The 26,985-nt window shown below is 40.0% G+C and carries 28 protein-coding genes; 9 read left to right on the top strand and 19 right to left on the bottom strand.

The window, feature by feature from the left end:
* Position 1: 1 nt before the first annotated feature.
* From nagA to OQX62_RS01100, 6 genes are all read right to left on the bottom strand, one after another.
* Positions 2 to 1,123 carry an N-acetylglucosamine-6-phosphate deacetylase gene (nagA, locus tag OQX62_RS01125; protein WP_265829449.1) on the bottom strand — a complete coding sequence of 374 codons (1,122 nt, stop codon included), beginning with the start codon at positions 1,121 to 1,123 and terminating at the stop codon, positions 2 to 4.
* A gap of 78 nt (positions 1,124 to 1,201) precedes the next feature.
* Positions 1,202 to 2,038, bottom strand: a complete 837-nt coding sequence (gene tsf / locus OQX62_RS01120) for a translation elongation factor Ts (protein ID WP_265829448.1) — start codon at positions 2,036 to 2,038, stop codon at positions 1,202 to 1,204.
* A gap of 105 nt (positions 2,039 to 2,143) precedes the next feature.
* Entirely contained in the window at positions 2,144 to 2,968 is an 825-nt protein-coding gene (gene rpsB, locus OQX62_RS01115; protein WP_265829447.1) for a 30S ribosomal protein S2, read from the bottom strand.
* Positions 2,969 to 2,988: 20 nt separating this feature from the next.
* Positions 2,989 to 3,375: a 30S ribosomal protein S9 gene (gene rpsI, locus OQX62_RS01110; RefSeq protein ID WP_184624409.1), complete on the bottom strand. Its 387-nt coding sequence runs from the start codon at positions 3,373 to 3,375 to the stop codon at positions 2,989 to 2,991.
* A gap of 16 nt (positions 3,376 to 3,391) precedes the next feature.
* The gene (gene rplM / locus OQX62_RS01105; RefSeq protein WP_265829445.1) at positions 3,392 to 3,835 is read right to left on the bottom strand and encodes a 50S ribosomal protein L13; all 444 of its coding nucleotides are present in this window, start codon (positions 3,833 to 3,835) and stop codon (positions 3,392 to 3,394) included.
* Between the two features lie 105 nt (positions 3,836 to 3,940).
* The gene (locus OQX62_RS01100; RefSeq protein ID WP_265829443.1) at positions 3,941 to 4,297 is read right to left on the bottom strand and encodes a hypothetical protein; all 357 of its coding nucleotides are present in this window, start codon (positions 4,295 to 4,297) and stop codon (positions 3,941 to 3,943) included.
* 98 nt (positions 4,298 to 4,395) lie between these two features.
* On the opposite strand from OQX62_RS01100, the gene OQX62_RS01095 reads away from it, so the two are divergent.
* From OQX62_RS01095 to OQX62_RS01080, 4 genes are all read left to right on the top strand, one after another.
* The gene (locus OQX62_RS01095; protein WP_265829442.1) at positions 4,396 to 4,602 is read left to right on the top strand and encodes a YtxH domain-containing protein; all 207 of its coding nucleotides are present in this window, start codon (positions 4,396 to 4,398) and stop codon (positions 4,600 to 4,602) included.
* A gap of 142 nt (positions 4,603 to 4,744) precedes the next feature.
* Positions 4,745 to 6,166 carry an MBL fold metallo-hydrolase RNA specificity domain-containing protein gene (locus tag OQX62_RS01090; protein ID WP_265829440.1) on the top strand — a complete coding sequence of 474 codons (1,422 nt, stop codon included), beginning with the start codon at positions 4,745 to 4,747 and terminating at the stop codon, positions 6,164 to 6,166.
* Positions 6,154 to 7,248 carry a mechanosensitive ion channel family protein gene (locus OQX62_RS01085; RefSeq protein ID WP_265829439.1) on the top strand — a complete coding sequence of 365 codons (1,095 nt, stop codon included), beginning with the start codon at positions 6,154 to 6,156 and terminating at the stop codon, positions 7,246 to 7,248. The genes OQX62_RS01090 and OQX62_RS01085 overlap by 13 nt, the downstream gene beginning before the upstream one ends.
* A 25-nt stretch (positions 7,249 to 7,273) precedes the next feature.
* Positions 7,274 to 7,972, top strand: coding sequence for a class I SAM-dependent methyltransferase (locus tag OQX62_RS01080; RefSeq protein WP_265829438.1), 699 nt, complete (start codon positions 7,274 to 7,276; stop codon positions 7,970 to 7,972).
* Position 7,973: 1 nt separating this feature from the next.
* Here the strand turns inward: OQX62_RS01080 and pepT are convergent, their stop codons facing one another.
* Positions 7,974 to 9,230, bottom strand: a complete 1,257-nt coding sequence (pepT, locus tag OQX62_RS01075; protein ID WP_265829436.1) for a peptidase T — start codon at positions 9,228 to 9,230, stop codon at positions 7,974 to 7,976.
* Positions 9,231 to 9,288: 58 nt separating this feature from the next.
* Here pepT and OQX62_RS01070 point away from each other — a divergent pair, with 58 nt between their 5' ends.
* The gene (locus OQX62_RS01070) at positions 9,289 to 9,996 is read left to right on the top strand and encodes a hypothetical protein (protein WP_265829435.1); all 708 of its coding nucleotides are present in this window, start codon (positions 9,289 to 9,291) and stop codon (positions 9,994 to 9,996) included.
* Positions 9,997 to 10,057: 61 nt separating this feature from the next.
* Positions 10,058 to 10,681: a rhomboid family intramembrane serine protease gene (locus OQX62_RS01065; protein WP_265829434.1), complete on the top strand. Its 624-nt coding sequence runs from the start codon at positions 10,058 to 10,060 to the stop codon at positions 10,679 to 10,681.
* Here OQX62_RS01065 and OQX62_RS01060 read toward each other — a convergent pair.
* On the bottom strand, positions 10,678 to 11,646 hold the full coding sequence (locus OQX62_RS01060; RefSeq protein WP_265829432.1) for a hypothetical protein: 969 nt from the start codon (positions 11,644 to 11,646) through the stop codon (positions 10,678 to 10,680). The genes OQX62_RS01065 and OQX62_RS01060 overlap by 4 nt on opposite strands.
* Positions 11,647 to 11,729: 83 nt before the next feature.
* On the opposite strand from OQX62_RS01060, the gene OQX62_RS01055 reads away from it, so the two are divergent.
* The gene (locus tag OQX62_RS01055; protein WP_265829431.1) at positions 11,730 to 12,764 is read left to right on the top strand and encodes a dipeptide epimerase; all 1,035 of its coding nucleotides are present in this window, start codon (positions 11,730 to 11,732) and stop codon (positions 12,762 to 12,764) included.
* Here the strand turns inward: OQX62_RS01055 and OQX62_RS01050 are convergent.
* Together OQX62_RS01050 and OQX62_RS01045 are read right to left on the bottom strand one after the other, a co-directional pair.
* A complete protein-coding gene (locus tag OQX62_RS01050) occupies positions 12,745 to 12,972 on the bottom strand; it encodes a DUF6358 family protein (RefSeq protein ID WP_265829430.1) in 228 nt (75 codons plus the stop codon). The genes OQX62_RS01055 and OQX62_RS01050 overlap by 20 nt on opposite strands.
* A gap of 1 nt (position 12,973) precedes the next feature.
* Complete coding sequence (locus OQX62_RS01045; RefSeq protein ID WP_265829429.1) at positions 12,974 to 13,291, bottom strand: rhodanese-like domain-containing protein; 318 nt, start codon at positions 13,289 to 13,291, stop codon at positions 12,974 to 12,976.
* Between the two features lie 150 nt (positions 13,292 to 13,441).
* On the opposite strand from OQX62_RS01045, the gene OQX62_RS01040 reads away from it, so the two are divergent.
* Together OQX62_RS01040 and OQX62_RS01035 are read left to right on the top strand one after the other, a co-directional pair.
* The gene (locus OQX62_RS01040; RefSeq protein ID WP_265829428.1) at positions 13,442 to 14,566 is read left to right on the top strand and encodes a DUF4407 domain-containing protein; all 1,125 of its coding nucleotides are present in this window, start codon (positions 13,442 to 13,444) and stop codon (positions 14,564 to 14,566) included.
* Between the two features lie 19 nt (positions 14,567 to 14,585).
* Entirely contained in the window at positions 14,586 to 15,902 is a 1,317-nt protein-coding gene (locus OQX62_RS01035; protein ID WP_322973661.1) for a M20/M25/M40 family metallo-hydrolase, read from the top strand.
* A gap of 15 nt (positions 15,903 to 15,917) precedes the next feature.
* Here the strand turns inward: OQX62_RS01035 and OQX62_RS01030 are convergent, their stop codons facing one another.
* The 9 genes from OQX62_RS01030 to OQX62_RS00990 all read right to left on the bottom strand — a co-directional run bounded on the left by OQX62_RS01030 (position 15,918) and on the right by OQX62_RS00990 (position 26,947).
* Positions 15,918 to 16,415: a GNAT family N-acetyltransferase gene (locus tag OQX62_RS01030; protein WP_265829427.1), complete on the bottom strand. Its 498-nt coding sequence runs from the start codon at positions 16,413 to 16,415 to the stop codon at positions 15,918 to 15,920.
* Complete coding sequence (locus OQX62_RS01025) at positions 16,412 to 16,975, bottom strand: thiamine pyrophosphokinase (protein WP_265829426.1); 564 nt, start codon at positions 16,973 to 16,975, stop codon at positions 16,412 to 16,414. The genes OQX62_RS01030 and OQX62_RS01025 overlap by 4 nt, the downstream gene beginning before the upstream one ends.
* Positions 16,976 to 17,014: 39 nt before the next feature.
* Positions 17,015 to 18,865: a glycoside hydrolase family 2 protein gene (locus tag OQX62_RS01020; RefSeq protein ID WP_265829425.1), complete on the bottom strand. Its 1,851-nt coding sequence runs from the start codon at positions 18,863 to 18,865 to the stop codon at positions 17,015 to 17,017.
* A 280-nt stretch (positions 18,866 to 19,145) separates the two neighbouring features.
* Positions 19,146 to 20,486 (bottom strand): ankyrin repeat domain-containing protein, encoded by a 1,341-nt coding sequence (locus tag OQX62_RS01015; RefSeq protein ID WP_265829424.1) that lies wholly within the window; start codon positions 20,484 to 20,486, stop codon positions 19,146 to 19,148.
* A gap of 5 nt (positions 20,487 to 20,491) precedes the next feature.
* The gene (locus OQX62_RS01010; RefSeq protein ID WP_265829423.1) at positions 20,492 to 21,676 is read right to left on the bottom strand and encodes an ankyrin repeat domain-containing protein; all 1,185 of its coding nucleotides are present in this window, start codon (positions 21,674 to 21,676) and stop codon (positions 20,492 to 20,494) included.
* A 145-nt stretch (positions 21,677 to 21,821) separates the two neighbouring features.
* Positions 21,822 to 23,009, bottom strand: coding sequence for a cytochrome c3 family protein (locus OQX62_RS01005; RefSeq protein ID WP_265829422.1), 1,188 nt, complete (start codon positions 23,007 to 23,009; stop codon positions 21,822 to 21,824).
* A 71-nt stretch (positions 23,010 to 23,080) separates the two neighbouring features.
* Positions 23,081 to 23,827, bottom strand: coding sequence for a hypothetical protein (locus tag OQX62_RS01000; RefSeq protein WP_265829421.1), 747 nt, complete (start codon positions 23,825 to 23,827; stop codon positions 23,081 to 23,083).
* A gap of 185 nt (positions 23,828 to 24,012) precedes the next feature.
* Entirely contained in the window at positions 24,013 to 24,648 is a 636-nt protein-coding gene (locus OQX62_RS00995; RefSeq protein WP_265829419.1) for a hypothetical protein, read from the bottom strand.
* A 715-nt stretch (positions 24,649 to 25,363) separates the two neighbouring features.
* Positions 25,364 to 26,947: a TROVE domain-containing protein gene (locus OQX62_RS00990; protein ID WP_265829418.1), complete on the bottom strand. Its 1,584-nt coding sequence runs from the start codon at positions 26,945 to 26,947 to the stop codon at positions 25,364 to 25,366.
* Positions 26,948 to 26,985 lie beyond the last annotated feature (38 nt).

The following is a 26,985-nucleotide window of genomic DNA, read 5'->3' as shown; positions in this document are numbered from 1 at the left end:
TTTAATTATTACGGATCAAATGTTCAACTCCGTCTATAAAAACCTTTTGCAGGGTTAGTTCGTCTGACAATAACAATAAGCTGGCCGCTTTTCCTGCAGCTATTTCCCCATACTTATCCTGCCTGTTTAAAACCTTTGCAGGGTAGGCAGAAGCCATCTTTAAGGCTGAAAACAGCGGAATATCACAATGATCAACACAATTTTTCACGGCTGCAAGCATCGTGATCGCAGATCCGGAAATTGTACCTTCGGGAGTCACATATTTTTTTCCCTCCAGCTGATGCTGATAAGGACCAATATCACAGGCAGTCACCGCATCCGTAATCAGAAATAACCGTCCTGCCATAGATTTGTAAGTCATTTTAATGATTTCAAAGTCAACATGCGCACCATCAGCAATAATACTGGCCATAGCTGAAGGATGATTCAGTACCGCTACAGGTAAGCCTGGATTCCTGTGGTGAATCGAGGGCATTGCATTGTACAAATGCGTGGTCGTAGTAAATCCATTGGCAAAAGCCTGATTGGCTTGTTCAAAATTTGCATCACTGTGTCCGAGAGAAAGGACTATTCCCTGCTCACGCAAATACCGGATCACTTCTTCGTCCTGCAATTCATAGGCGAGTGTCATCATTTTTACGACTCCATCTGCTTCATCGAGTAAGTCCCTGACCTCTTCCAGCGTTGCTTTATGCACATATTCCAGCGGATGTGCACCTAATCTTTTAGGATTTAAATAGGGGCCCTCCAGGTGAAGTCCCAAAAATCCCTTTGCTTGTTTACGATAGCTTTTCGCAGCAGCGATAGCTGCTTTAAAAACAGCAAGCGTATTTGTCGCGAGACAAACCAAAAACCCTGTAGTTCCCTTACTAATCAGGTTATCATCCATCTGTGCTAAAGTGGCTACAGTTGGATAAGCAGAAAACAAGTCGCCACCACTGCCGTAAATCTGCAGATCGGTAAAACCCGGACTCAGCCAGGCTCCTTTTCCATCAACGATGTCATATCCCGCAGGTATCTCTTCTTTTGTAATTTCCCTGATTATTCCATCGGCAATCAGTACAGATGCACCTGTAATCAGCTGCTCATCTTTAAAAAACTTACAGTTTGTAATTGCAATCATCTCACATGAATTTTGCTAAATATAGGGCAAAAAAAAAGTCCCTTAAAATAAGGGACCTTTTTACTTATCATGAAGGAACTATGATCCTAATTGAACACGTTTAAATGCCGTAACAGTTAAACCCTTAGCAGTTTCATCTAAGAACTTACGAACATCTTTAGAAGAATCCTTAACAAATTCCTGGTTCAATAAAGTACTGTCTTTGTAGAACTTGTTCAGTTTACCAGCAGCAATTTTTTCAACCATTTCTTCTGGTTTACCTTCTGCACGGATTTGCTCTTTAGCAATTTCCATTTCACGTTCGATAGTGTGTGTATCTACGTCAGCTTTATCTAAAGCTACAGGGTTCATTGCAGCAATTTGCATTGCAACATCTTTACCTGCCTCATCAGCACCAGCAACAGCTTGGTTCAAAGCAACCAAAACACCTAAACGGTAGTTACTGTGGATGTAAGGAATAACTTTTTCACCTGAAACTGTTTCAAATTTAGAGATACCGATTTTCTCTCCGATTTTACCCGTGTTTTCAACGATGATATCTGAAACTTTCTGACCATCAACTTCTAAAGCTAATAACTCTTCCAAAGTAGCAGGATTTTTCTCTACTGCTAAGTCAGTGAATTTATTTGCTAAAGCGATGAAATCAGCATTTTTTGCTACGAAATCAGTTTCGCAGTTTAATTCAACTACAACACCACGTGTTCCGTCAGCTGTAGCTTTTGCAATTACAACACCTTCGTTAGAATCACGATCCTGACGGCTGGCTGCAACTTTAGCTCCTTTTTTACGTAAGTAATCAACCGCAGCTTCGAAATCGCCATTGGCCTCTATTAATGCTTTTTTGCAATCCATCATACCGGCACCGGTTTGTTGGCGTAATTTGTTTACATCTGCTGCAGAAATTTGTACTGACATCTTATTTTCTTTTTTAAGTTTTTATCTAAAAAAATTATGGGTTGTATATTGTTTGTTGTAAGTAATCACCCGCAACGCTCAACATACAACCCAATAATATATTATTTATGCTTCGCTTGTACCTTCTTCAGATTCAGCGTTATCTTTTCTTGCTCTTCTTGCGCCAGGTGCAGCAGTTTCAGGAGCATCAGCAGCAGCTTTAGCAGCTACAGCTTCTTTTTCAGCTTCATCATCTTTTTCACGTTTACGCTCGTCTAAACCTTCTTCAATTGCTTTGATGATTACATCAGTAATTAAAGAGATAGATTTAGTTGCATCATCATTCGCCGGGATAGGGAAATCGATGTTCGAAGGATCAGAGTTAGTATCTACCATTGCGAAAGTTGGAATGTTTAATTTCAACGCTTCGCTAACTGCGATATGCTCTTTTTTAACGTCAATTAAAAAGATAGCAGCTGGTAAACGGTTTAAATCCGCAATACCACCTAATAAACTTTCCAATTTGATACGCTCACGTTGGATCATCAAACGCTCTTTCTTAGAAAGAATAGAGTAAGTACCGTCTTTAGTCATCTTGTCGATGTTAGACATCTTTTTGATTGACTTACGTACAGTCTGGAAGTTAGTTAACATACCACCTAACCAACGCTCAGTTACGAAAGGCATGTTTACTTTTCTTGCTTGATCAGCAACGATTTCTTTAGCTTGTTTCTTAGTCGCTACAAATAAGATCTTACGACCTGATTTTACAATCTGTTTGATTGCTGAAGCAGCTTCTTCAGTTTTAGTTAAAGTTTTGTTTAAATCTATAATGTGAATCCCATTGCGTTCCATAAAAATATATGGTGCCATTTTCGGATTCCATTTGCGGGTAAGGTGACCAAAATGTACACCTGCATCCAATAAGTCTTGATATGTTGTTCTTGCCATTGTCTTTGTCCTCCTTGAGATTAACGTTTACTGAATTGGAACTTCTTACGTGCTTTCTTGCGACCTGGTTTCTTACGCTCAACCATACGCATATCACGGGTCATTAACCCTTTAGCACGTAATGCTGGTTTTTTCTCAGCATCTAATTCGACAATAGCTTTAGCGATCGCTAAACGAACAGCTTCTGCCTGGCCTTTAATACCACCTCCTGCTACGTTTACCATTACATCATATTGTCCAACCAGTTCTGAAACTTCAAAACTTTGGTTAACAATGTATTGCAAAGGTAATGTAGGGAAATATACTTTGTGATCTTTACTGTTTACAGTAATGGTACCGTTGCCTTCTTTCATGTAGATTCGCGCAACAGCAGTTTTTCTTCTTCCTGAAGTATTAGTAACTGACATTTCTTTCTTCCTTTAATTAAAGTGTAATGGTTGTTGGTGATTGTGCTGAATGCGGATGCTCAGAACCTGCATAAACAAAAAGGTTGGTGTACAATTTAGCACCCAATTTTGTTTTAGGTAACATACCACGTACTGCTTTCTCTATTACACGTGTAGGATGTTTTGCCATTAACTCTTTTGGAGAAATGAAACGCTGACCACCTGGATATCCTGTATAAGATGTATACACCTTATCGCTGAATTTGTTTCCGGTCAACTTAATCTTGTCTGCATTGATAACGATCACATTATCGCCGCAGTCTACGTGTGGGGTGTACTCAGGCTTGTTTTTACCACGGATGATCATTGCGATCTTCGATGACAAGCGCCCCAAAATCTCGCCTTGTGCATCAACAACAACCCACTGTTTGTTAACAGTTTTAGCATTGGCAGAGACAGTTTTGTAACTTAACGTATTCACTTGCTTGTATTTAATTTGTTAAACAATTATTTATCATCCCTAAGATTTAGGGACTGCAAAGATAGATTAATATGTTTAATTGTCAAATAGTTATTCACATTTTTTTCAGGAAATTTTAGGACGACTCAGAAAAAGGTGGCTAAGGAGTGTACAGCTAAACAAAAAGCCTAAAAAGATCAGCAACAGCGTATCCCACTGGTAATTGCTGTATTCAATTGTACTGAGCGACAATAGAATGGCGCTATACCCGGTAAATAAAGCAAATAATAGGGTTAACACAGCTGTAAACCATTGTGGAAATGACCAGCCAAAGCTCGCCTGCTCAATATTCCGGAGAACCAGCCAGTTAAAAACAACAGTAAAGAGTAACCCTGCAATGATCCATCCACTGCCATTTTGCAACCATCCCAGGAAATAGACAACAGCAAGCACAAGATTGAAATAGGACAGGGTTCTGAGCATTTTATAATTTAATAACGGGCATACGCAATTACGTAAATTCAAATACTAAGAACTATTTTATTTGCATATTGTTATCTATTCAATAAAAGATAGATATTATGACAAAGGAAACTAAAATTGTTGCAGGTATATTGGCAGGAGCTGCCCTTGGTGCTGCCGTAGCTTTAATCTTATCTACAGATAAAGGCGATGACGTAAAAGATAAAGTAACAGACTGGTTCTGCGATTTATTAGACTCTTCGAAAGACAAATTAGCTGATGTAGCTGATTCTGTTAAAGACCAGATTTCAAAAGTAAGATCTTAATTATATATAATGCCGGCCAGTCCGGCATTATTATAATATTGCCTGATTAAAACAACAATACATCCTGAATCCTGCTGATCATTCTAATCAATACTATTGATTCCAGGCATGCTTCATTAACTAATAATCGTATCTATTTAAAATGAAAATTGCTTTTCATGGCGCAGCACGTGCGGTAACAGGCAGCAAACACCTGATTACATTACAAAACAACACACAAATATTATTAGACTGCGGCATGTTCCAGGGCATGGGTGAAGCCACTGAAAAACTAAATAGCTATTTCGGATTCGAGCCTGCAGCTGTCACCTATATGATTCTTTCCCATGCGCATATTGACCATTGCGGTTTATTGCCACGGTTAGTTGCAGAAGGTTTCACGGGAACTATTTTCAGTACTCCGGCAACAATGGACCTGGCAAGAATACTTTTAATGGACTCTGCGAAAATTCAGGAACAGGATGCGGAATATGCAAATAAAAAAAGCAGGCACAATGAGGAGATTGAAGAACCCTTGTATACTGAAGATGATGTTGTAAAAACATTGAGTCAGTTTAAAGTAATAGATTACAACAAGGAATTCGAAATCAGTCCCGAAATAAAATTATTATTTACAGACGCTGGTCATATTGTTGGCAGCGCGGCGGTGCACCTGGAAATAAAAGAGGGTGATAAAACTCAGCGACTCACCTTTAGTGGTGATGTAGGCAGATATGGCGATCTGCTCTTAAAGAGTCCCCAAACTTTCCCACAGGCAGACTATATCATTATGGAATCTACCTATGGAGATTCTTTACACAAAGACTTAGAGCCTATAGAAAACATGCTGCTGGAAATTATTCACCAGACCTGTATAGTCAAAAAAGGTAAGGTAATTATACCCGCTTTTAGTGTAGGCAGAACGCAGGAGCTGTTATATGCTCTAAACGGACTGGAACTCAAAAATAAATTACCAGACATACCATTTTATGTGGATAGCCCGCTTTCTATCCAGGCTACACAAGTATTGAAAAATCACCCTGAAGTATACAATAATGGTGTTAAGGAAGTGATGAAAATTGATGAGGATCCATTTGCTTTTAAAGGATTGAAATTCATTGAGGATGTTAAAGAATCCAAGGCATTAAATGACGATAGCAGACCCTGTGTAATCATCTCGGCATCAGGAATGGCAGAAGGCGGACGGGTAAGACATCATATCAGAAATGCGATAGGCAACCAGAAAAATACAATTCTCATGGTAGGTTATTGTGCGCCGGATACACTTGGCGGCAGACTACTTGCGGGTGACAAAACGGTATACCTGTTCAGAGAGAATTATAAGGTTTTTGCCCAGATACGGTCCATTAAGTCAATGAGTGCGCATGGTGATTATGAAGACCTGCTGCAGTTCCTGTCTTGCCAGGACCCTAAAATGGTGCAGCAATTATTTTTAGTACATGGTGAGTATGATGTACAGCAGAATTTTGCACAAAGAATCAAAAGCCATGGCTTTAAGCATGTAACTATTCCAGAATACCATCAGGTATTTGATTGTAATCCCGAACCAGCATGGAGTATATAGACGATTTTTTTGGTTATCCTATCCCTCAGTTCTTTCAGAACATTATCATTGCTGTTGCCGCAATTGCTCTCGGATTGATCCTGAAATTTATAGGTAGCAAAATATTTAAGTTCGTCTCCCGCTACTGGGCTTCATTTCAGATCAGATCAATTATCAAACATCTGGATCATCCGGTCGGCCTTTTCCTCCCGCTTTTATTATTAAATATGTCCATGGTCATGATGGTGATGGACAAAACGGTCAGGGCTCAGGTTGGCAGGATCATTGAAATTTCACTCACCATTACCTTTGCACTTATTCTCATTCGCATTATCAAGGTATTGGAAGATCATTTTTATCATAAGTATGACCTCAATAAAGAAGATAATTTAAAAGAGAGAAAGATAAGAACCCAACTGCAGTTTATCAGGAAGTTTGTGGTTTCACTGATTGTACTGGTCACTGTTGCAATTGTACTGCTCAGCTTTGAGAGTATGCGAAAAATAGGGACAGGACTACTCACTGGTGTAGGTATAGGAGGTATCATCATCGGTTTTGCCGCGCAGAAATCACTGGGGAATTTACTGGCGGGCTTCCAGATTGCTTTTACGCAACCTATGCGGATAGATGATGTCTTGATTGTTGAAGGAGAATGGGGTCGTGTAGAAGAAATTACACTTACCTACGTAGTAGTGAACATATGGGACCAGAGACGTCTCGTATTACCGATTACTTATTTTATAGAAAAACCCTTTCAGAACTGGACAAGGGTTTCTGCACAATTATTAGGAACAGTATTTCTTTATCTGGATTATACTATTCCCATTCCACCGTTAAGAGATGAGCTGACCAGATTATTAAAAGACCATCCACTCTGGGACCAGAGAGTTAACGTAGTGCAGCTCACAGACAATAAAGAAGCTACTGTAGAAGTCCGGTTTTTAATGAGCGCAAGAAACTCCTCTCAGGCATTTGACCTGCGCTGCTTTGTGCGAGAAGAGATGATCGCTTTTATCAGAGACAATTACCCCGACAGTCTGCCTAAAACAAGATTGGAATACTCAGGAAAATCTGACAACAAGGACAGTCCGCTGCTTCCTTAAAAAATATATTTGATACCTTTATCCTATGGATGTTTTCGGAAAGGCTTTACAAGATCAGTTCAATAATGGCACTACAGATACATTATGGCTGAATAATTCATATGATGAACCAGAAGAGATGCCGGTAGATATTTTTTTCCGTACGGAAGAAGAAATGCCCGACATTGAGCTGGAAGCGATGGATTTATGTGAAGGGAAAGTCCTGGATGTAGGAGGAGGCGCGGGCAGCCATGCGCTGATTTTACAAGAGCGGGGTTTTGATGTTACAGCGCTGGACATTTCAGCTGCAGCAGTTGATATTATGAGAAGCAGGGGACTGAAAAATGTCTTTGAAGGCGACATCTTCAATTACCAGGGAGAGAAATTTGACACCCTTTTATTTCTGATGAACGGAATTGGGCTCACAGGCACAATCGAAGGATTCAAGAACTTTCTTGATCATGCTAAATCATTACTGAACCAAGGCGGACAATTGTTATTCGATAGTTCGGATATCACTTACCTATATGAAGATACGGAGATGCCTGCCGATAAATATTATGGTGAAGTAGCATATCAGTACGAATATAAATCTGAAAAAGGAGAGTGGTTCAACTGGGTTTATATTGATCCGCAATTATTGAAAAAGATAGCCCGCGAAAATGGATGGGAATGCCACCTGTTATTTGATGATGGTCAGGATCAGTACCTGGCAGAAATGAGGCTCACTGATCCTGAACAATAATCTATTTACTTTTCTCTTCCCAGATCGCCGCAATATTTATAATCGTTTCCACGGCCTTTTCCATGTCCTGAACCGAAGCCCATTCCTGCTTTCCATGAAAAGCATGTTCCCCGGCAAAAACGTTCGGACAAGGCAAGCCCATTAATGACAGTCGCGATCCGTCAGTACCACCCCTGATGCTTTGTCTTTTAGGTAGTATTCCGGCGCGTTCTATTGCCAAAACACCATATTCCAGGACCTGCGGATGCTGATCAAGTACTTTCTTCATATTCCGGTATTGTTCCTTTATCCTCAGCTCGTAAGTGGACTTCGGATAATTTTGCATTACCTGCTTCACTATAGCCTCGAGTGTTTTACCATGCGCTTCCAGCAAAAGATCGTCAAAATCACGAATAATAAAATGTGCTTCTGCCAGCTCTACATTGCCCTGTATGGTTACCGGATGTAAAAACCCTTCCTTTTGTGCTGTAGCCTCTGGTGTTAATCTATCTTTAGGCAAAGCACTGATAATATCACTCAGAATTTTAATGGCGCTCTCCATCTTTCCCCTGGCAAAACCGGGATGAGAACTTACCCCATGAATAATCAGCACAGCTCCGTCTGCAGAGAAAGTTTCGTCTTCTATAGATCCGCAGGTTTCCCCATCTATGGTATAAGCGAAATCCGCACCCAGCTTTTTAAGGTCTGCTTTATCTACTCCTCTGCCAATCTCTTCATCCGGAGTAAACAAGATTTTTATAGTACCGTGTTTAAATTCCGGATGCTGCATCATAAAAGCAGCCGCCTCCATAATTTCTGCCAATCCGGCTTTATTATCGGCACCAAGTAATGTCGTTCCGCTGGCAGTAATGATATCATTGCCAATTTGCGCTTTCAGATCGGGATGTTCTGACATCCTCAAAACGATAGTATGATCATCAGGAAGGATCAGATCCTGACCCTGGTAATTTTTATGAATAATCGGTTTTACACCAAAACCACTACAGTCGGGCGAAGTGTCCATGTGTGAGCAGAAACAGATCACAGGAACATCCTTCTCTGTATTTGCAGGAATCGTTGCATACACATAACCAAATTCATCAAGATGCGCATCTATAATCCCTATCTCCAGCAATTGCGCTACCAATACCTTACCCAGGTTCTTTTGCTTTTCTGTAGAAGGTACAGTGGGCGACTCAGGGTCTGATTGCGTATCTATCTGAACGTATTCAATAAATCTATTTTGTAATGAATGACTGGTGTTATTATATTTTAGCATAATTTTAAAAAAAGTAAAGTTAAATAAAGATCACCATTATCCTCAAGCAATATAACAAATGAAAGCGGCACTTACCTTCACCTTTATGCTGATGCTGACCAGCGCTCTATTTGCACAGTCTAACTTCTATCGACTATCTGCAGGTGCCGGAGCGGGGTTGACCAGACCGCTCACCGAAGTGCCTCAGCGCGACTTTGGTCTGGGAGGATATGGCGCACTGGATTACTTGTTCACTCCTTTCCTGAGTTTAGGGCTGGAACTGCAAAAGGGTGAAATTAATGGCGGTGATTACACTACAGATCCGCAGCAACGTCAGTTTGTTAATTCCTATACATCCTTCTCTTTAAATGGAAAAATATCTTTGGGCCAAATTATAGATAATAACTATAACAGTCTTTCAAACAACCTCAGAGGCCTATATATCGGCGCAGGCATGGGTCTTATTCAGAACAGCACAGAATTTATCACCCGGGATATCATCAATACAGACTCTGTTTATGTAGGCTTAAATAAAACCAAAGACATCAATTTTCCACTGAACCTCGGTATCAACTTTTACTTCGCGGACAGGGAAGGATTTTACAGATATGTACTGAATTTCAATTACCAGGGAAACATTACACTCGGTGAAAACCTGGATGGATATGACGATTCACGGGTAACCTTCCGCGGAGGAAAAACAGACATATACACCTTTTTATCTGTCGGGCTTAAATACCAGTTCGGAGGAATGGGCCTATCGCGGAAAACATTCAGGAGATATTAATCCCATGTTTACGCCATCCATTTGCTAAATTGCAAGACCATACTTACAGATCTGAAAAAACATGATAGAATATCTTCAAAATACGCCCGTTGCCTCCATAATATTTATTTTTACGCTCGTTACCAGTATTTACGCTTTTAATGATGAATCACTCATGGCAAAGTTCATGCTTCATCCTTACAGCGTATACCGCAAATCGAATATATATACTTTGCTGACCAGCGGATTGATTCATGGCAGCTGGATGCACCTTGCATTCAATATGTTTACTTTTTTCTTTTTTGCTTTCCAGCTGGAAGCTACAATAGGTAGCTGGCGCTTTGCCCTGGTCTATTTTATCGGACTGATCCTGAGCGATATTCCCTCTGTAATTAAGCACAAGAATGATATGTTTTACCATAGCCTTGGTGCTTCCGGAGCAATATCTGCGGTGCTTTTCAGCTATATCCTTTTTTATCCTTTGACCACTCTGATGATTTTCCCTTTACCTATTCCGATCTGGGCAGCGCTGTTTGGCGTGTTGTACCTGGTATATAGCTACTACATGTCAAAAAGCTCAAGGGATAATATTAACCATGATGCCCATTTGTTCGGCGCTATTACAGGTATTATCGTCACCATATTGCTGGTACCGGGTATTGTACCTCACTTTATCCAGGCAATCACCGCACGTTTTGGAGCTTAACCCGCAGCAGGTAAAGAAGGTGGATTGAAGTAACTCGTTGGAGCCGCAGGATCCTTTCTGATCTCCATCAGCAGGTTCCCCCAGGGCTTCCAGAAATTTTCTAAAACCTGCGCGTAGATCTTATGCTGCCAGACATCAAACAACGGTTTATTGGTTGTGCCTCTTAGTGGCATAGCATCAATGTAGATTGACCCCTCAACGGGCATCACCGTATATTCAGGCAGGCGATTAAACAGGTAAGCCGAATAAAAGAATCTGGCACAAAGTTCCTCGAATTGCTGTTCAGTTACGGGCGATGTACCTATCTGATCCAGTATTTCCTGGTGATACCGCTTATTTGTTCCATTATCCTGCAAACAGGCAATGATTCCAAAATCTTTCAGCTTAAGTGAGAAAGTGAGTGTATTGATTTCATCCCTGAAGCTAAATGCAGTGCTGCTTTCGGTTAATGGAACGATCACGAAAGACCATGGTGTGAAATCTTCAAATTCCACATTCAGGTAGATACTCTGAATCATCGTTTGCAGATTCCCGAATTTATGCATCAGGCCTTGCGACATATTAATGCCATCACTACTCAGTTGCTGTAACCCAACTGCAGCATTCATCTCTATATAAATCAGGCTGTATAAAAATTTCCCAACCCATTTGAAAAGCTCAACTTCTTCCAGTTTCGAAACTCCGGCATATCCTTCAGCAAATGCGGCAGCAATTTTATCTTCCAGCGGATCGATAAAATGTGTAAGTACCTCTGCATTAACAGGAACTTTCAATTCATTGTAAGAACGGATAGTTTCATCCAGCAATTTAATCTGCTCATTTCCGCTAAAATTAGCTACTTCCAACAGCCACGCAGGCAGCACATTGCTTTGCACTACCGGACTTTTAAAAGTATCTCCACTGAGAAAACAGTTTTCGAACTTGAAATCGAAGTTTTTAAAGGGTTGATATATCGAGCTGATCATAATGCGCAATATTATGGATATTATTTTTACATTCGGTGGCCCACTCCTTTTTTTAACTTTGATATTACCAAAGCTGTTTAGCCATGCAAGCATCCCATACCGCATTTAACCTGGAACTCAAACATCCTTTTAGCATTTCAGGGTTTTCCAGAACGAGCACGCCACTCTTACTGCTGAAATTAACTTACGAAAATACGGATGGATACGGCGAGGCTTCAATGGTACCTTACCTGGGTGAAAGCTATAACTCCGCAGAACAGTTTCTGAGCAAAGTAGACTGGAGCCGGTTTAGCTATCCCTTTGATTTCGGAGCAATCGTTACTTACCTTGATAGTCTGGAGGCCGGTCATCCTGCCATAAAAGCCGCAATAGATATTGCATTGAATGATATTAACGGCAAAATCCAGCAAAAACCCTGTTATCAGATTTACGGAGCCGATCCCCTAAAAATGCCCGTAACTTCTTATACCATAGGAATTGATAAACCGGAGATCATCAAAGAAAAAGTGGCCGATGCGAAAGATTTTAAAGTGATAAAAGTAAAACTCGGCTCAGCTAATGATAGAGAGATTATTGAAACTATACGGAGTGTAAGCAATGTACCGATCTACATAGATGCCAACCAGGGATGGACAGATCGCAAACAGGCCATAGAAATGATTTACTGGCTGCATGATCAGGGGGCGGTATTTATAGAACAGCCCATGAATAAATTAGATAAAGAAGGTAATGCCTGGCTAACGGGCCGTAGTCCCATTCCGGTGATTGCAGATGAAGCCGTACAAAGACTTGGAGACATCGACAATATCAGAGGTGCTTATCACGGTATTAATATCAAACTGATGAAAAGCGGAGGGATGTACGAAGCACATCAGATGATTTTAAAAGCACGGTCATATGGGATGAGAGTACTGATTGGTTGTATGAGTGAAACCTCCGTAGCTACGCAGGCAGGTATTACACTTGCGCCTTTGTGCGACTGGGCAGACCTTGACGGCCCTTATCTCACTACAAACAATCCTTTTGCCAGGCCAGCATTAGTACAGGGGAAATATATACTGGAAGACCTCCCAGGATTAGGTCTGAGAGGTCTTCCGGTTAATCTATTTCCTTTTTAGGCATTGCATTGACCTGGGCTTCTTTCTCTTTCAGATCTGATTTCACTTCCTTTACGATATTGATCTTTAAATACAAAAAGAATAAGGCAGTTGCGACAAGTAAAGCCATCACCGGATAATTGGCATTTTGCCACGCCCATTTTAAACCGACCACAGAAATCACAATCCCCAGCGTATAAAATGTATTTAAAATGATCCTTTTTTTCATCTTAGTAGACAGGCATGTTAGGATCAAAAGCTTCCTGCCATGCAAGAATACCACCTTTTAAGTTATACAGATTGGTGAAACCATGCATTTGCTCCAGCTGCATCACCGCAGCAGCACTACGTTTTCCGCTTCTGCATTGCATAATAACCGGTTTGTCAGTTGCGATTTTATCGACTTCAATCAGTAATCCACCCAAAGGAATATTCTCTCCGTTCAGGTTAGAAGTATCATATTCGAAAGTCTCTCTCACATCTACCAATTGGAAATCTTCCTGATTATCTATTTTCTGTTTCAGTTCCTGAACACTAATTTCTTTCATCTCTTTGTTTTTTTAATGTTAATAATCAAATATAAAGTTTATGTATTGATATATATGCCAAGGCGAGGTCAAAATTTGTAATTTCAGCCTCAGTACTGTAACAACTGGGGTAGCCGGGCGTTTAAATAACAAATTATTAAATTGACACCTATGGATGCTCTGTCACGTTTCTTCTGGTTCTGCTCTGGCGTACATCAGCCTACCTTAGAAAAACACCCCACCGAACATAATAAGTATGTTGGTATAGGTGCCACCATATTCTTCACTGGTTTATTCGCAGCGCTATCAGGTGGTTATGCCATGTATTTCGTCTTTAAAGGAGATACCGCCGCAGTACTCTTTGCTATATTTTTTGGTCTGCTATGGGGACTTGCCATTTTTAATATGGACAGGTATATCGTATCCAGTATTAACAAGAACTCTTCCTCCTGGAAGCAGATTGCACAGGCTACTCCGCGTATCTTACTGGCGATTATGATCGGAATGGTAATCTCCCGCCCGCTCGAATTGAAAATCTTCGACAAAGAGATTAAGGAAAGGCTAAAAGTCAGCTACCTGAATAACCAACGGTCAAAAATAGATACCCTGAACAAAGCTTTTAATAATAAATATACCATCGAAATTAATAAACTGAATGAAGTTAAAGCCCAGCGAGACTCCCTGGACAGCGGAATAAAAGCTGATCGCCAGAAGTTAAATTTTGAAGTATTCGGTACCAAAACGAATGAAACATCTGGCGTGATGGGATACGGTCCTTATGCAAAAAGAAAGGAAGAAGAGCTGAGGCAGCGGGAGCGTAACCTCGACTCCCTGAACTCAAGTATTAACAAACTGGAATCATTTGTTGATGGCAGGAAACAGTTTGACGGCCTATTATCAGAAAAACTGTATACCGGTAACGAGTTGGATAGCCTGGCCAATATAGCGGGTTTCGCCGACCGTAACTGGGCATTAGGACAACTCAGTTTTAACAAAGACGGCACAAAAGATACAACCACCGCTATGGCGGTTACCTTCATAGGTCTGTTATTTATTTTCTTTGAATGTTTACCCGTATTTGTAAAAATGATGAGCTCAAGGGGACCTTACGACAGGTCTGTAGAGAATCAGGAAGATAGTCAGGTACATACTTCAGTAAAGGATAAGGACTTTGATATTGAAGTTGTGGATGGTGTGCATGATACCAGGGTTTCCACAACAATAGAAAAAAAGAAGCGAAAACTGAATGACCCTTCTTATCTTCATCCGGATTCTTTCGACAGAGAAGAAGATTAACCTAAATAAAAACTAAATAATGATGAAATATTTCCTTTACGCCTTTCTCTTAATTTTTGTGGTCCGGACTGCCGATGCACAAGACATTGATAAAATAATCACTAAAGATTATGTTGATCATTTGATAAAAACGCTGAGTAGTGATGATATGCAGGGAAGAGCCACCTTTAGTCCGGGTATTGATAAGGCAGCTACCTTTATAGCATCCGAGTTTAAAAAAATCGGGCTAAAGCCATTAAATGGAGCAACTAACTTCAGACAGACATTTTACAAGTATCAGCTTAGCCCTGTGTCTGCAAGAGTAACTCTGAATACCAAAGCCCTGAACAGTGAAGATGTACTGGTTATTGGTAATAGTTCAGAAAGCCTGACTTTCGATCAGACCAGTAGTGATGGATGGATTAAATTAGATCCATCAAAAACTTTCAGAGATCAGTACCGCACCCTGGCAAGAAGTAAGAAACGTCAGTTGGTTCTGGTAGATCGTAAATTTAAAGCTGATTTCAGTCAGCTGAGAGACTATCTTTCAAATGGTGCCGTACTGGACGAAAAAGATATTCAGCAAGCCACTCCATCAGCATTAGTTATGGTACTGTCTGCTGATACCGATGTAAAAGAATTTAAAGTTTCCCTAACAAACACATTAAAAAAAATGCCGCTGTTTAATGTCGCAGGAGTAATACCAGGAAAATCCAAAACTAAAGAGCTCGTGGTATTTTCTGGTCACTATGACCACCTGGGAATCCTGAAAGCAGTAGGGCAGGATAGCATCGCAAACGGTGCAGATGATGATGCTTCAGGTACCACAGCAATGATTGCTTTAGCTAAATATTATAAGAAACTCAACAACAATGAACGCACCCTGATTTTTGTTGCCTTTACAGCAGAAGAAATCGGTGGGTTTGGCGCAAAATATTTCTCTCAGCAACTTAACCCGGATGATGTTGTAGCCATGTTTAACATCGAAATGATAGGGAAGGACAGCAAATTCGGAAAGAATACTGCCTTTATTACCGGCTTTGAAAAATCAGACTTCGGAACAATCCTGCAGAAAAACCTGAAAGGAACCGCTTTTACATTTCATCCTGATCCTTACACACAGCAAAATCTGTTTTACAGAAGTGACAATGCTACATTGGCAGCATTAGGCGTTCCCGCACATACAATCAGTACGGATAAGATTGACATTGATCCCTTATACCATACGGTGAAAGATGAGTATAGTTCGCTCGATACCGATAATATATTATCTACGATCAAAGCGATTGCCAAAAGTGCAATAACAATTGTAAAAGGCACAGATACACCTACAAGAATTCCTAAATTAAGCAATTAGACATTTGCCAGCTGCCTAACTAACAGCTAGCTCCATTACATAATCATTCATAAAGAAACCGTTGCCAATTTCTATGTCGACGGTTTCTTTTATTTTAAAACCAGCCCTTTCATAGAAATCTTTCGCCTTATTGTAACGGTTTACATTCAGCTCCAGCCAGAGTCCGCCGGCCTCCCTTACTTTATTGACTACTTCATTGATCAAAAATTTGCCAATGCCTTTCCCATGTGCTTCTGGTAAGACATACAGCTTATGTAATTTAAATACAAACCGTTCATGATCTACTATAGAGTAAGACACAAAAGCCAGGTCTTTACTCCCTTCCTGTGCAATCAAAAAGGTATGACCACTAATCAGTTGCTCTAATAAAGCCGCCTTACTGTAAAACTTGTTCAACATATAATCTACCTGTTCCTGACCCAGCAGGTGACCATAGGTCGGCCCATAAGTCGTAGTTCCTATCTTCTGGATTATTAACAAATCTTCTTCTTTTGCTTTTCTGAGGCTAATCATAATTTTTCGGACAAAAACACAAATTCTGTAAGGAAAGTAAATTCCACAAAGCCATCTTCCACCACTACAAATTCACGTTCTTCTGTTTGCAACAGGTTGGTGGCTTCGAAATAGGAGACTACATCAATATAAAATACGCTTCCGGCAGGTTTCCAGACACTGAATCCCGTTTTGATGGCATATGATTTATACAGCGGCGTGAAGACAACAATGTTGATCCTGGTCAGGTAAAATGCCAGGTCGGCCACCGACTTATCACTATCTATAATGTTTACTGCCGGATACTTTTCAGAGATCAAATAGTTTAATACCGTATTATACTCATCACCCGGACCCATAATAGATTTTGTATTCTCCTGAAAAGTTAAACCTTCCACAGCGTTCAATACAACATCTACTTTTAGCCCCATGCTGATTACTTTTTCATAAATAGCGCCATTAACAATTATCGTTGGACTCCATTCCAGCAGCTGACCTAAATATTCTTCGTCGAACGTGCCCAGATCGTGGATATATAAGGCAGGCTCTTGTTTTTCTTTTACTATATGATGCGATGACATCCTGCTAATATATTAATTGATTTACGAAAAGCTGAAGGATTATTTTTTCTCCGCTTGTGCAATACTATCATAATAGGCTTTCATCACAAAAAAAGCTTTCTTTTTATTACCCTTCTCATCAAACAAACCTTTACGGTTCCAGCCCTCCTGATAAAATGGATTGTTACGTCTCGGTGAACGGAAGTCAGCCAGAATCCAGGGAGAAACACCTGCAAACTTCGCCGGCATTCGTTTAAACATAGCCACCTGTTCCCTGAAATACCATTCCTGGTACTCTTCGCTAAAACGGGTCAGAGAATCTGCATGAAAACCTCCTTTTGCATCACCTCCGGTTTCGCTGATAAACAAAGGCTTATCATAAGGCGTGTCCCATGTAGTAGTTCGACATTTATCAGGTGATCCACCGTACCAGCCCAGGTATTCGTTGAAAGACACGATATCTACAAACTCGCCCAAAGGATCGTCGATAATATGGTGGTCCTTACCAGAACCATAACTTACTTCCAGCGCAGCAGAGACCATACGTGTATTATCCAGTGCTCTGGCCTTTGTCAATAAATTATGCATAAAATCAGTTCTGGCCGGCGTAATTGGCGTTTCATTACCGACAGACCAAATGATTATACTCGCCCTGTTATGGTCACGCATAATCATTTCCTCCAACTGTAATTCTGCCTTTTCCAATACCTCCGCGCTGGTAAAATCTATTGTCCAGTACACCGGAATCTCTGACCATACCAGCATTCCCAGCGAGTCGGCCAGACGTGTAATTTTTTCATCGTGGGGATAATGTGACAGCCTTACCATATTGCAGCCGAGCTCTTTGGACTGACTAAGTAACTGCATTGCATCTTCCTGACTATATGCCCGTCTCGCCTCCTGAGGAATTTCGCCATGAATACTGATTCCACGCATAAAGACGGGCTTTCCATTTAACAGCACCTGTGTTCCATGTGCTTCAATTGTTCTGAACCCGATATGATCTGCTGTAACGTCATTTTTTGTGCGGACGATTACTTTGTACAGCTTAGGAGTTGCAGGTGCCCAGAGCTGCAGCTTTGGGAGCTTAAAATTAAGTGCAGCTGTGCCCGCTACTACCGGAATCTGTTTCCTGAACTTAAGTTCAGGGATTTCAATAGTGACCATCTCCCCGTCAGCCGTATTACCATTTAGTTTTACCCAACCTGTTGCCTCAGGCATTTTTTCCGGCGCCTTGCCTGAGGTATTCTTTTTTAACTGCAATACAAAATCCTGTATAAAAGTCGAAGGCACATCCATTAGCTTTACGTCCCTCGTAATTCCACCATAGTTCCACCAATCCGTATTCAGCGTAGGAATCTCTTCCACATGCCTTTTGTTATCTACCTTTACCACCAAAAAATTGCCTTTCTGCTTCAATAGTTTGACCGGGACTTCAAAGTTAAATGGTGTGAATCCACCTTTATGCGTACCTAATTTTTTACCGTTCAGGTATACATCAGCCCGGTAATTTACAGCCCCAAAATAAAGAAAGAACCTATGTCCCGCAGCTACCTGTTCAAAGTCAAAAGATTTCTTGTACCATACCGTCCCTTCATAATAGGTAAATACAGGATTCTGATGGTTCCAGTCGCCCGGCACCTTCAAGCTATATTTGTCAATATATCCATGTTCCTTTTTCTCTGTTCTGTTTACCTGGACATCTGTATTCCAGTAAGCATCCGGATTATTTTCATTTAGTTCCTTATAGCGGTAATCATAGAAACCTGTTTCATAAGGGTCAATAATGTACTGCCAATCTCCATTCAGATTCTGGGACTTCCTTGCTTCTGTATTGCTAATCAGGTTAATCTGTGCAAAAGTATCCGTCCCCAGAATACCTATTATCAGTACTATTAAAAACTGCTTCATCTGTTTATATTTTAATTGTGAATAGCAATTTATTCATCACTTTTGATCCATTTTCATCATCATATTACACGGTGGTGGCCGCAATAAAATCGTAAAACGCCCTTCACCTAACCGCTTTTGTAATTATAGTGATAATCCATTTATTATCAAAGCAATAAGACTAATCGATTCAGCAAAGTAAAGAGATATTTATAAAAAGAGACCCTGCAAGTATTACTTACAGGGTCTCTTTAGAAGTATGCTTAAAAAATAAGAGATGTTGACATCAGCAAATCAAAATTTATCCTTTTAACACCTTAGCTTTCTCCAGGTCAAATTCTTCCTGGGTAAGTATTCCTGAATCCAGTAAATCCTTAAGATCCATCAGTGCCTGCTTTTTGGATGCCATATCATTTACAGTTGATGCTTCAACTTTCTCCGCCGGTACAGCCTGTACCACTGTTCCCGGCGCACTGAATTTCAGGATCAGTTCCGTAATTTCATTGTGTCCTTTGATATTAGAATAGTCGATTGCTTTTTGCTCTTTCACATTTACGATGGTCACATCAGCATGCTGTTCAAGTAAGTACTTCACTATATCTTTTTTACTGTTGGCGGCTGCATAATGTAAAGCTGTATTTCCAGATTCATCCTGATGATTAATACTCGCACCTTTATCTACCAGCAATTTTACCATACTTAAATAACCACCCTTAACAGCAGCCTGCAATAGACTCTCACCACCATAGGTACTCTTGCCATTTAAGCTAAAATTGCTGTCTAATGCAGCATTATTAATCATTTCCGCCCAATCCAGATAAGAATCCATAGCCTCATCCTGACCAGCGAAGGGTTTCGCATAGTTTACGTCCAGCCCATTTTCCAGGAATAACAAGACTGTCTCCTTTTGATTATTATTGCAGGCATACCAAATTGGAGAGAGACCGTTTTTGGCAGTAATAAAGATATCGGCACCTCTCTTAGTCAGCAATTTAACTATCATCTGGTTGTTTTCAATACAAGCAATCAGCAACCCACTTTCACCTTCATGATTAAGATGGTTGATAGCAATACCATTATCCAGCAACAGTTCTGCCATCGCTGTATTTTTTGCTCTCACAGCAAACAGCAATGCATTCTCTCCGGTATTATTTGTTCTGTTGATATCTGCACCACTTATAAGCAGTGTATTTATAATTTCTCTGTTGCCACAACCGGCGGCAATCAATAGCGGTGTTTCCGATTTATTATTGTCCTGATCTACTTCTAGTCCCAGTTCTATTAATCTTTTTAAAACTTCTGTCTGGCCCGTACTGGCAGTGAGGTGAAGAAAACTGTTTCCCTGCTTATCATTGATGTTTATCCTGGCTTCCTTATCAAGCAAATAAAGCGCAGTCTGTTTCTGCTTTTGCAGTAATGAAAAGTACAGCGGCGTTTCACCATCATGATCTTCGTAATCCAGATCAGCCCCTTTATCGATTAATATTTTAACAATATCAAGATATCCCCTGTGAGCAGCATAGTGCAAGGCCGTACGGCCCTTTTCATCAGTATAAGTAACATCCGCATCGCCGGCGGCAAGTAATAATTCAGCTATTTTTCTATTGCCATTTTCACAGGCTACAAGGAACGACATCGACATCTTCGCTATGATTTAATTGAGGTAGAAAGTAATAATTGTACTGTTTTGGTTTTTAGATTATCATCCGATGCAAGCATTAAAGCTGTTTGATCCTTCGTATTCGTAAGAGATATATCTGCTCCATTTTCCAGGAGAAACTTGACTTTCCGATAGGTTTCCTTCGCTACATTCTGATCGTAGTTTACATTGAAAGCACATACCTTATGCAAGATGGTGTTCCCCTCATTATCCTGTTCATTCACTTCTATTCCACCTGCGTTAAACCCAGCCTCAAAAATTACTGCTGGTTTTTCTGCGAGCCAGTCTAATCCGGATTTATCCTTTTCATAATATTTAGCAGTCTGCTTCAAATCTGCCCCCTGCTCCAATATCTTTACCAGCAAAGGAATATCAGATTCACGACTCGCAATCCTTAAGAACTCAGTTAAAATATGTTGCCCGTTTTTACTGACTAAATCAAAATCCGGTGAAGCGTAGGCAGACAATTGTTCATATAGTTTTAAATCGAACATAAGTGCCGCAGCCCAGAAAAAGGCTGTATGATCATCCTTTCCCTGTTCATTAGGATTTGCTCCCTGAGCCAGTAACAAATCGACCAGTTCCAATTTTCGTTTCTGCACGGCTACAAGTAAAGGTGTTTCCCTAACAATGTTAGCTTTATTTATATCTACACCTTCATTGATCAGCAGATCCAGATATCCCGCGCCGATCTTTGGATCCAGCATATTCTTACTGACTATCTGAAAAATAAGCGTTTCATCATTTTTATTCAGGTAATTAACACTGCACCCGGCATCTATCAAACATTTAATCAGCTTGACATCTGCCTTTTGATCAAGCGAATAACTTAAAATCGTTTCATCCTGTACTTCGTCATTAAGATTGTCCAATTTGCCGATAAAGCGGCCTAAGAAATCAAGGGTATCTTCTTCTGCCGAGAGGTTCACAATAGCACGAAATACAGATTTATCAAATGAATCATATTCATAAACATCTGTCTCGATACCACCATTCGCTATTAAACTATCAATAATATCAAATGCCTTTCCTCTGAATACCCTGGAATATATAGTTTGCAAATCATTTTCCCTGATATCTTTGGGAATACGTTCGCCACTGTCTAACAAGGCTTTAGCCTGTTCAAAATTATTGTTTAATAGTGCTTCCACTAAAGGGGTCCTGTCTGTCATATTGAAAAAGTAACGGCTTTAAAGCAACTATAGATTTCATGATTAAAAACATGATTTCAATATAGCAGCCAATATTATTCTATAAATCAAAACACTAACGAATTTTCAGGCTTATTATTACCCGCTAATTTTTTAATAAACACATTTACTTTCCACCCTTTACGATGCTTTCATAAACAGCTATACGATGTGTCCTTAGCTTATAGGGGATCTTTTCCTTACTATTACTCATTTGGAAACCTATCGCATGAGATTCCTTCACAGGCATATGACAGTCGATACAGTTTTTAGCAAGCATCACCTTATTTTTTTCAGGCACCATTTTATGCGCATCTTTATGGCAGCTTACACATTTGTTGGAATAGATTTCTACACTGACCTTCGTATTATCGTGAACATCATGACAAGTGATACATTCTGCCTTCCCTACTTTATAACACATACTCGCTTCCAGCAATTGTTTCTGCTTCCCGTGCACATCCGGATCTTCGCCTCTATAAACATTATACTGGGGCAGGGTTTTAAGCGTATCTCCCGGTTTAAAAGAAAATGTTGAAGTCAGCGTTTGTATCCCTGTACCCGAATGACATACCCCACACATATCAATTCTTCTTGTAAACGCCAACGATTTATAACTTACCATATAATTAGCCTTTTTCACCAGTGGATTTTCCTCATGAAATTCTACATGCTGAGCGGCAGGTCCGTGGCAGCGCTCACAATCTATACCAGCGATCAGGGAACCTTTAATGAATTCTTCTTCTACGCCAAAATTAGCAGATTTAACAAGTTTTTTATCAGCAAATGAGCTGTGGCACTCCAGGCAACGCGAAACAATAGGACGTCCAAAATAAATCTGGTCGGTCGGAAAACCAGGACTATTAACCCATTGATGTTCTTTAGTCAAATAATTCAATGGCATCTGCATCAGCTTATCGCCAAACCAGAAAGCAAAAGTATAAGCGCTGATTCCGGCTCCAAACACCATATCTGTATGTTCGGTTTTCATATCCTTCCCGTTGACGATGGCCGACTGATATAAACCATTTTTAAGATGCTTTACACCAACTTTGGTATTTTCACTGAAAAGGAACTCACCGTCCGGCAAATGGAGACTATCTGCAGAATTTGGCTTCGTAACCATTCTTGAAGCACTGAAATGTGCGTTATGCGTATACGATTCTGCTAAATCTTTGTGGCATTTCATGCAGGTAGAACTACCAGCATATGTAGGCCCACGACCGTCCTTACGTTCTATCTGAGTACATTGCACAATCGCAAATACGAAAACGGCCAGAATTAAGAATATAAAAAAGAAACGTCTTTGGGCCATAAAATATTTGGTTGTTCAGATCAGGCAATTGATACCTAAAGTAGTCAAAATATTTTATCCACAGATGGAGATTATTTGGTAGACATCAACTCTTTTAATGCGCGCCTGGACCATTGCGCATTTTTCCGGCGTAAGTATCCGGGTAACAATTTAATTTCTGCACGTATCGCCTGGAATTGCAGGCGGGCATCTGCATTATTTTGTTGCTTTTTTAAGAATTGACCGTAATAATATCTAGCTTCCAGCGAGTGATGGATCCGGATAACCCGCCGGTATCCTTCATCAGCAAGGTCGTTTTTACCTGTACCGTCCAGCGCCCTAACATAGAGCAGTTCATCCTCTGCGATACTAAAACGTCCACTATTTTTCGCATTTAATTTGTCGAAATAGGCAATACTTTCTTCGTACTGCTCATTATGGAAATACTGCCTGGCTAATTGTAAAAAGATTCCCGGATCGTCAACATATAAGCCCTTCAGACAACTCAATGATAAATCTATTGCCTTATCATATTTTTTTTGTTCAGCATAAGCTGCTGAAAGCCCTAATCTATTAGTGATATTATCCGTTATTAAAACCTTACGTTCCCATTCTTTAATCTTTTGCTTGGGCAGGAAGTATTTCTGCAGATTATTCAAGAACGTGCCATGAGTAATTTCAGGCAGTAATTCCATGTAAAAATAAATTGCAACACCAACAAGCGGAAGAAATATCAATAGGTATAACCATTGTTTTCTACCCGTTTTAAGCGCATGAATAATAGCAAGAATCTGTAAGGGGACGGCAAAATAGTAATAGTTGCTCCAAAGTTCAAACATTTTGAGATAGCGTTAATTTGAAAGCGAAGATAATCAATATCAAGCAGTTAATTCAACAGGAATTATTTGATAATTGAAACGATGTAAAAGATGGACCATAGAAGCTGGAAATTCAGATAATCGTTAGTGAAAAGAAAATAACAAAAGCCCTGCAAATATTACAGGGCTTTGAATGAAAATTAGAATTAGAATAAAAGATAAATTTTGAATCCAAGATTGTCGATAAAACCATCTGTACTCATGTTAAAGCTAGTTTGCTTTGTCTTATAGTCCTGAAAGTTAGTGTTATTTTGCTCCTGACTATTATAAGAAATATTCGCTGATAATAAGTTTGTTTCGAAAGCGAAGCACTTTGAAACAAACCAGGTTAAACCACCATATCCACCCAGAGAGTAACTGTTACCCGTTGCCGTATCTTCCCGTTGGTTTGTTGTCCTATTATAATTTTTTTGCTTTGAATACGAATAACCTGCTTTACCACCTGCATATGCATATAAGGTCTTTATCAAAGGATAGTATCTCTGATAGGTAAGATTTCCACCATACAATTTACTTGACTGATCAATATTCTCATTAGTACTAAATTCATTAGTCCCATAATTTAGGTCTAGCCCTACTCTGGTATTGTCTTCTATAAACAGCCCATAACCCAAAGTAAAGGATCTTGTTTTGTTTTCATTCCTAATTTCCGGACTGTTATTATACTCAGTCTTACCACTGTTAACATTTACACCGAACCCTAAAGTATTGGTGCCTTTCGTTTGTGCATACCCACATAAGGACAGTGATGCTGCCAGTGCGGTAAATAATATTTTTTTCATTATGTGTGTTGTTAAGCCATAAAATTAAAATATTTATTTCAAATTAGTAGAAATATTTGAAATATTATTTTTACAGAAGGAAAACGAAGACAAATTAGAAAACCACAAGAAACGATCTTTATCAAATACAACAAAAATAACACAAGCCGATTTCTGTTTTAGAGGTCTATTTTTCATTATTTCCTGATATGCTTATTAAAAAGGGCTAAAAGCAATTGGTTATTAATTTAGACTACTGCAATTACCTGCAGGCAGAATTTGAATCTGCACCTTTCCCCTTAGGGAATATCATACCGAAGTATTACCAATTTACGGCACCTTTTTATTATTTTTAAATAAACCTGCAATCAATAAACATAGCTAGCTGAGAGGTATATTTATGTTTAATTACGGCATATGTGTTATAAGGGCGATATTCGGTATATGTGAGCAAAAGCTCCAACTGCTCTACCAAATTCTGAGCTACTATGGATCATCCATAGGCCGGGATCGAACCGGCGACACGAAGTAGCATATATCTACGGCACCTTAATGATAATTATAAAGAGCAACCAGCGAACGCGGGACGGAGGAATCGCTTTGGGACTCGAACCCACACTATAACCTGCGTTATAATGACCAACCTCCTTCATGTGGGCGAAGTAACCCGGTTCTACGGCATCTTTATATTTTCAAATTTCTTGAAGTATGGGAACATACCGTTCCCATACATAATTTATAGTTCTGCTTGACAGATTACATCTAAAGCCTTTTCTCCATTCTCCAGCGCATCTAATACTTCAAAAACTTTATCGCTCCAGCCGGCTATTAGGAATACACTATTACGCAACACTTGTAATGGAGCTTGCCCATAGCCTTTCAGATCAAACATATACAATTTTGCATCTGGTGCAACTTCCGCTCTGTATCTCAACCACAAGGCATGAATATGATCACCCGTTGTAGAAGATGTATTATACAATTGGCAGTCAGTAAACAACATTACTTTGTCCATTTTAACTTTCCTGGTTAACAAATCTTTGATTACCAGGTAACCATTCGTTGCATAACCGACTTCGCCCTCACGGCGATGGAACTCCATAACGTTTCTTAAGATATTGTTGTCTGGCACTACTATTGTCTTCCATGTATCACCGAACATACCCACTTCCACATTTTTACAACGTGATTGTAACAACATTGCCAACATCAGACCTACATCATACAGTAGTATCTTTGACTTTGCAGATACCGGAGTTTGCATCGAACCTGAAACATCACAGGCCAGAAGTACGCTGGATGTATGATCAAATCCTTTGATGTTAACAGCGCTTGCCTCAACTGCTTTTTCTAAAGCAGCCGACAACCGCTCGGCGTAAACTTTGCTCCCGAATAAAAAAGCACTCAGTCTTTCCGTTAGACCTTTTAAAGGAACTTCTCTTTGAGAAACCAATGACAATTCACGATAGGCCGCCAGGTAACGGAAAGGGAACTGTTTAGCCTTGGTCACTTCATCGGGATCAGCTAAGCGTACACACACCTTTTGGAAATGCTCATGACTTATACCAGCCTGCATTATATTGCGCAAATTACGTAATAAAGCCATATAACCTAGTTTACCACTATCTATCAACTCCTCCCATTTGGTACAGAAAGCATTAGCTTTTGCCTCCTCACTATCATAATTGAGTTGACCCAATGCTGATAGCTCAGTTTCCCAGGTATAAGCTGTTCTTAAAGTGCGGCTTACTATTTTATCGAATAGTTGTTGCTGTGCATCATCCTTTGCCTTTGGGTGAACCAAAAATAAAGCATCGCGCAGTTTGATATTACCGTCCCGGTTGTACTTGGCAAACTGATATTCATCAAAGCGATTAAAGGCTGTCACCAACCCTTTTTGGATTTGCTTTGATAACCGGTTTAATTTTTTAGTACCAGTACGCTCATTTAACAATTCATAACAGGCTAGTAGTTCTGTGATCTCATCCGCACGATTAACTACCCCTGCCGTAACCCGGGCAACAAGATCATCACCCGAGTGCGACTTAGCCAGTTCCGTTACCAAAACTAAAGGAACCGAACGCATATTCATTTTAGTGCGGGCATATACTGCCAGCTTTCCCACAAATATGGGATCACACTTTGTTATCAATTTTTGCAGACGGATTAAACGCGCCTCATTCTTTTCATAAAAGGAATCGTTTAAGCTCCAGGTAACAACAGCGGTGTATAGTTCCATTTCCGCAGTGAGCGCAAATGCTTTTGCACCTTCCTTGTTGACTACCTGATCTTTTGTTCTGCTTAAGTTGTTAAATTTCATTTTAAACCTCCTTCTTTCTTATTGTTAATCCAAAGAAA

Origin of the sequence: Pedobacter sp. MR2016-24 (assembly GCF_026239655.1) — a bacterium.
Lineage (GTDB): Bacteria > Bacteroidota > Bacteroidia > Sphingobacteriales > Sphingobacteriaceae > Pedobacter.
The sequence above is the reverse complement of the archived record's forward strand: the minus strand, read 5'-3'. Positions and strand labels throughout refer to the sequence as shown.

Bases quoted from the DNA above. Each gene is read 5' to 3' on its own strand.
- nagA (WP_265829449.1), bottom strand. From the start codon at position 1,123: ATGATTGCAATTACAAACTGTAAGTTTTTTAAAGATGAGCAGCTGATT.
- tsf (WP_265829448.1), bottom strand. From the start codon at position 2,038: ATGTCAGTACAAATTTCTGCAGCAGATGTAAACAAATTACGCCAACAA.
- rpsB (WP_265829447.1), bottom strand. From the start codon at position 2,968: ATGGCAAGAACAACATATCAAGACTTATTGGATGCAGGTGTACATTTT.
- rpsI (WP_184624409.1), bottom strand. From the start codon at position 3,375: ATGTCAGTTACTAATACTTCAGGAAGAAGAAAAACTGCTGTTGCGCGA.
- OQX62_RS01100 (WP_265829443.1), bottom strand. From the start codon at position 4,297: ATGCTCAGAACCCTGTCCTATTTCAATCTTGTGCTTGCTGTTGTCTAT.
- OQX62_RS01095 (WP_265829442.1), top strand. From the start codon at position 4,396: ATGACAAAGGAAACTAAAATTGTTGCAGGTATATTGGCAGGAGCTGCC.
- OQX62_RS01090 (WP_265829440.1), top strand. From the start codon at position 4,745: ATGAAAATTGCTTTTCATGGCGCAGCACGTGCGGTAACAGGCAGCAAA.
- OQX62_RS01085 (WP_265829439.1), top strand. From the start codon at position 6,154: ATGGAGTATATAGACGATTTTTTTGGTTATCCTATCCCTCAGTTCTTT.
- OQX62_RS01080 (WP_265829438.1), top strand. From the start codon at position 7,274: ATGGATGTTTTCGGAAAGGCTTTACAAGATCAGTTCAATAATGGCACT.
- pepT (WP_265829436.1), bottom strand. From the start codon at position 9,230: ATGCTAAAATATAATAACACCAGTCATTCATTACAAAATAGATTTATT.
- OQX62_RS01070 (WP_265829435.1), top strand. From the start codon at position 9,289: ATGAAAGCGGCACTTACCTTCACCTTTATGCTGATGCTGACCAGCGCT.
- OQX62_RS01065 (WP_265829434.1), top strand. From the start codon at position 10,058: ATGATAGAATATCTTCAAAATACGCCCGTTGCCTCCATAATATTTATT.
- OQX62_RS01060 (WP_265829432.1), bottom strand. From the start codon at position 11,646: ATGATCAGCTCGATATATCAACCCTTTAAAAACTTCGATTTCAAGTTC.
- OQX62_RS01055 (WP_265829431.1), top strand. From the start codon at position 11,730: ATGCAAGCATCCCATACCGCATTTAACCTGGAACTCAAACATCCTTTT.
- OQX62_RS01050 (WP_265829430.1), bottom strand. From the start codon at position 12,972: ATGAAAAAAAGGATCATTTTAAATACATTTTATACGCTGGGGATTGTG.
- OQX62_RS01045 (WP_265829429.1), bottom strand. From the start codon at position 13,291: ATGAAAGAAATTAGTGTTCAGGAACTGAAACAGAAAATAGATAATCAG.
- OQX62_RS01040 (WP_265829428.1), top strand. From the start codon at position 13,442: ATGGATGCTCTGTCACGTTTCTTCTGGTTCTGCTCTGGCGTACATCAG.
- OQX62_RS01035 (WP_322973661.1), top strand. From the start codon at position 14,586: ATGATGAAATATTTCCTTTACGCCTTTCTCTTAATTTTTGTGGTCCGG.
- OQX62_RS01030 (WP_265829427.1), bottom strand. From the start codon at position 16,415: ATGATTAGCCTCAGAAAAGCAAAAGAAGAAGATTTGTTAATAATCCAG.
- OQX62_RS01025 (WP_265829426.1), bottom strand. From the start codon at position 16,975: ATGTCATCGCATCATATAGTAAAAGAAAAACAAGAGCCTGCCTTATAT.
- OQX62_RS01020 (WP_265829425.1), bottom strand. From the start codon at position 18,865: ATGAAGCAGTTTTTAATAGTACTGATAATAGGTATTCTGGGGACGGAT.
- OQX62_RS01015 (WP_265829424.1), bottom strand. From the start codon at position 20,486: ATGTCGATGTCGTTCCTTGTAGCCTGTGAAAATGGCAATAGAAAAATA.
- OQX62_RS01010 (WP_265829423.1), bottom strand. From the start codon at position 21,676: ATGACAGACAGGACCCCTTTAGTGGAAGCACTATTAAACAATAATTTT.
- OQX62_RS01005 (WP_265829422.1), bottom strand. From the start codon at position 23,009: ATGGCCCAAAGACGTTTCTTTTTTATATTCTTAATTCTGGCCGTTTTC.
- OQX62_RS01000 (WP_265829421.1), bottom strand. From the start codon at position 23,827: ATGTTTGAACTTTGGAGCAACTATTACTATTTTGCCGTCCCCTTACAG.
- OQX62_RS00995 (WP_265829419.1), bottom strand. From the start codon at position 24,648: ATGAAAAAAATATTATTTACCGCACTGGCAGCATCACTGTCCTTATGT.
- OQX62_RS00990 (WP_265829418.1), bottom strand. From the start codon at position 26,947: ATGAAATTTAACAACTTAAGCAGAACAAAAGATCAGGTAGTCAACAAG.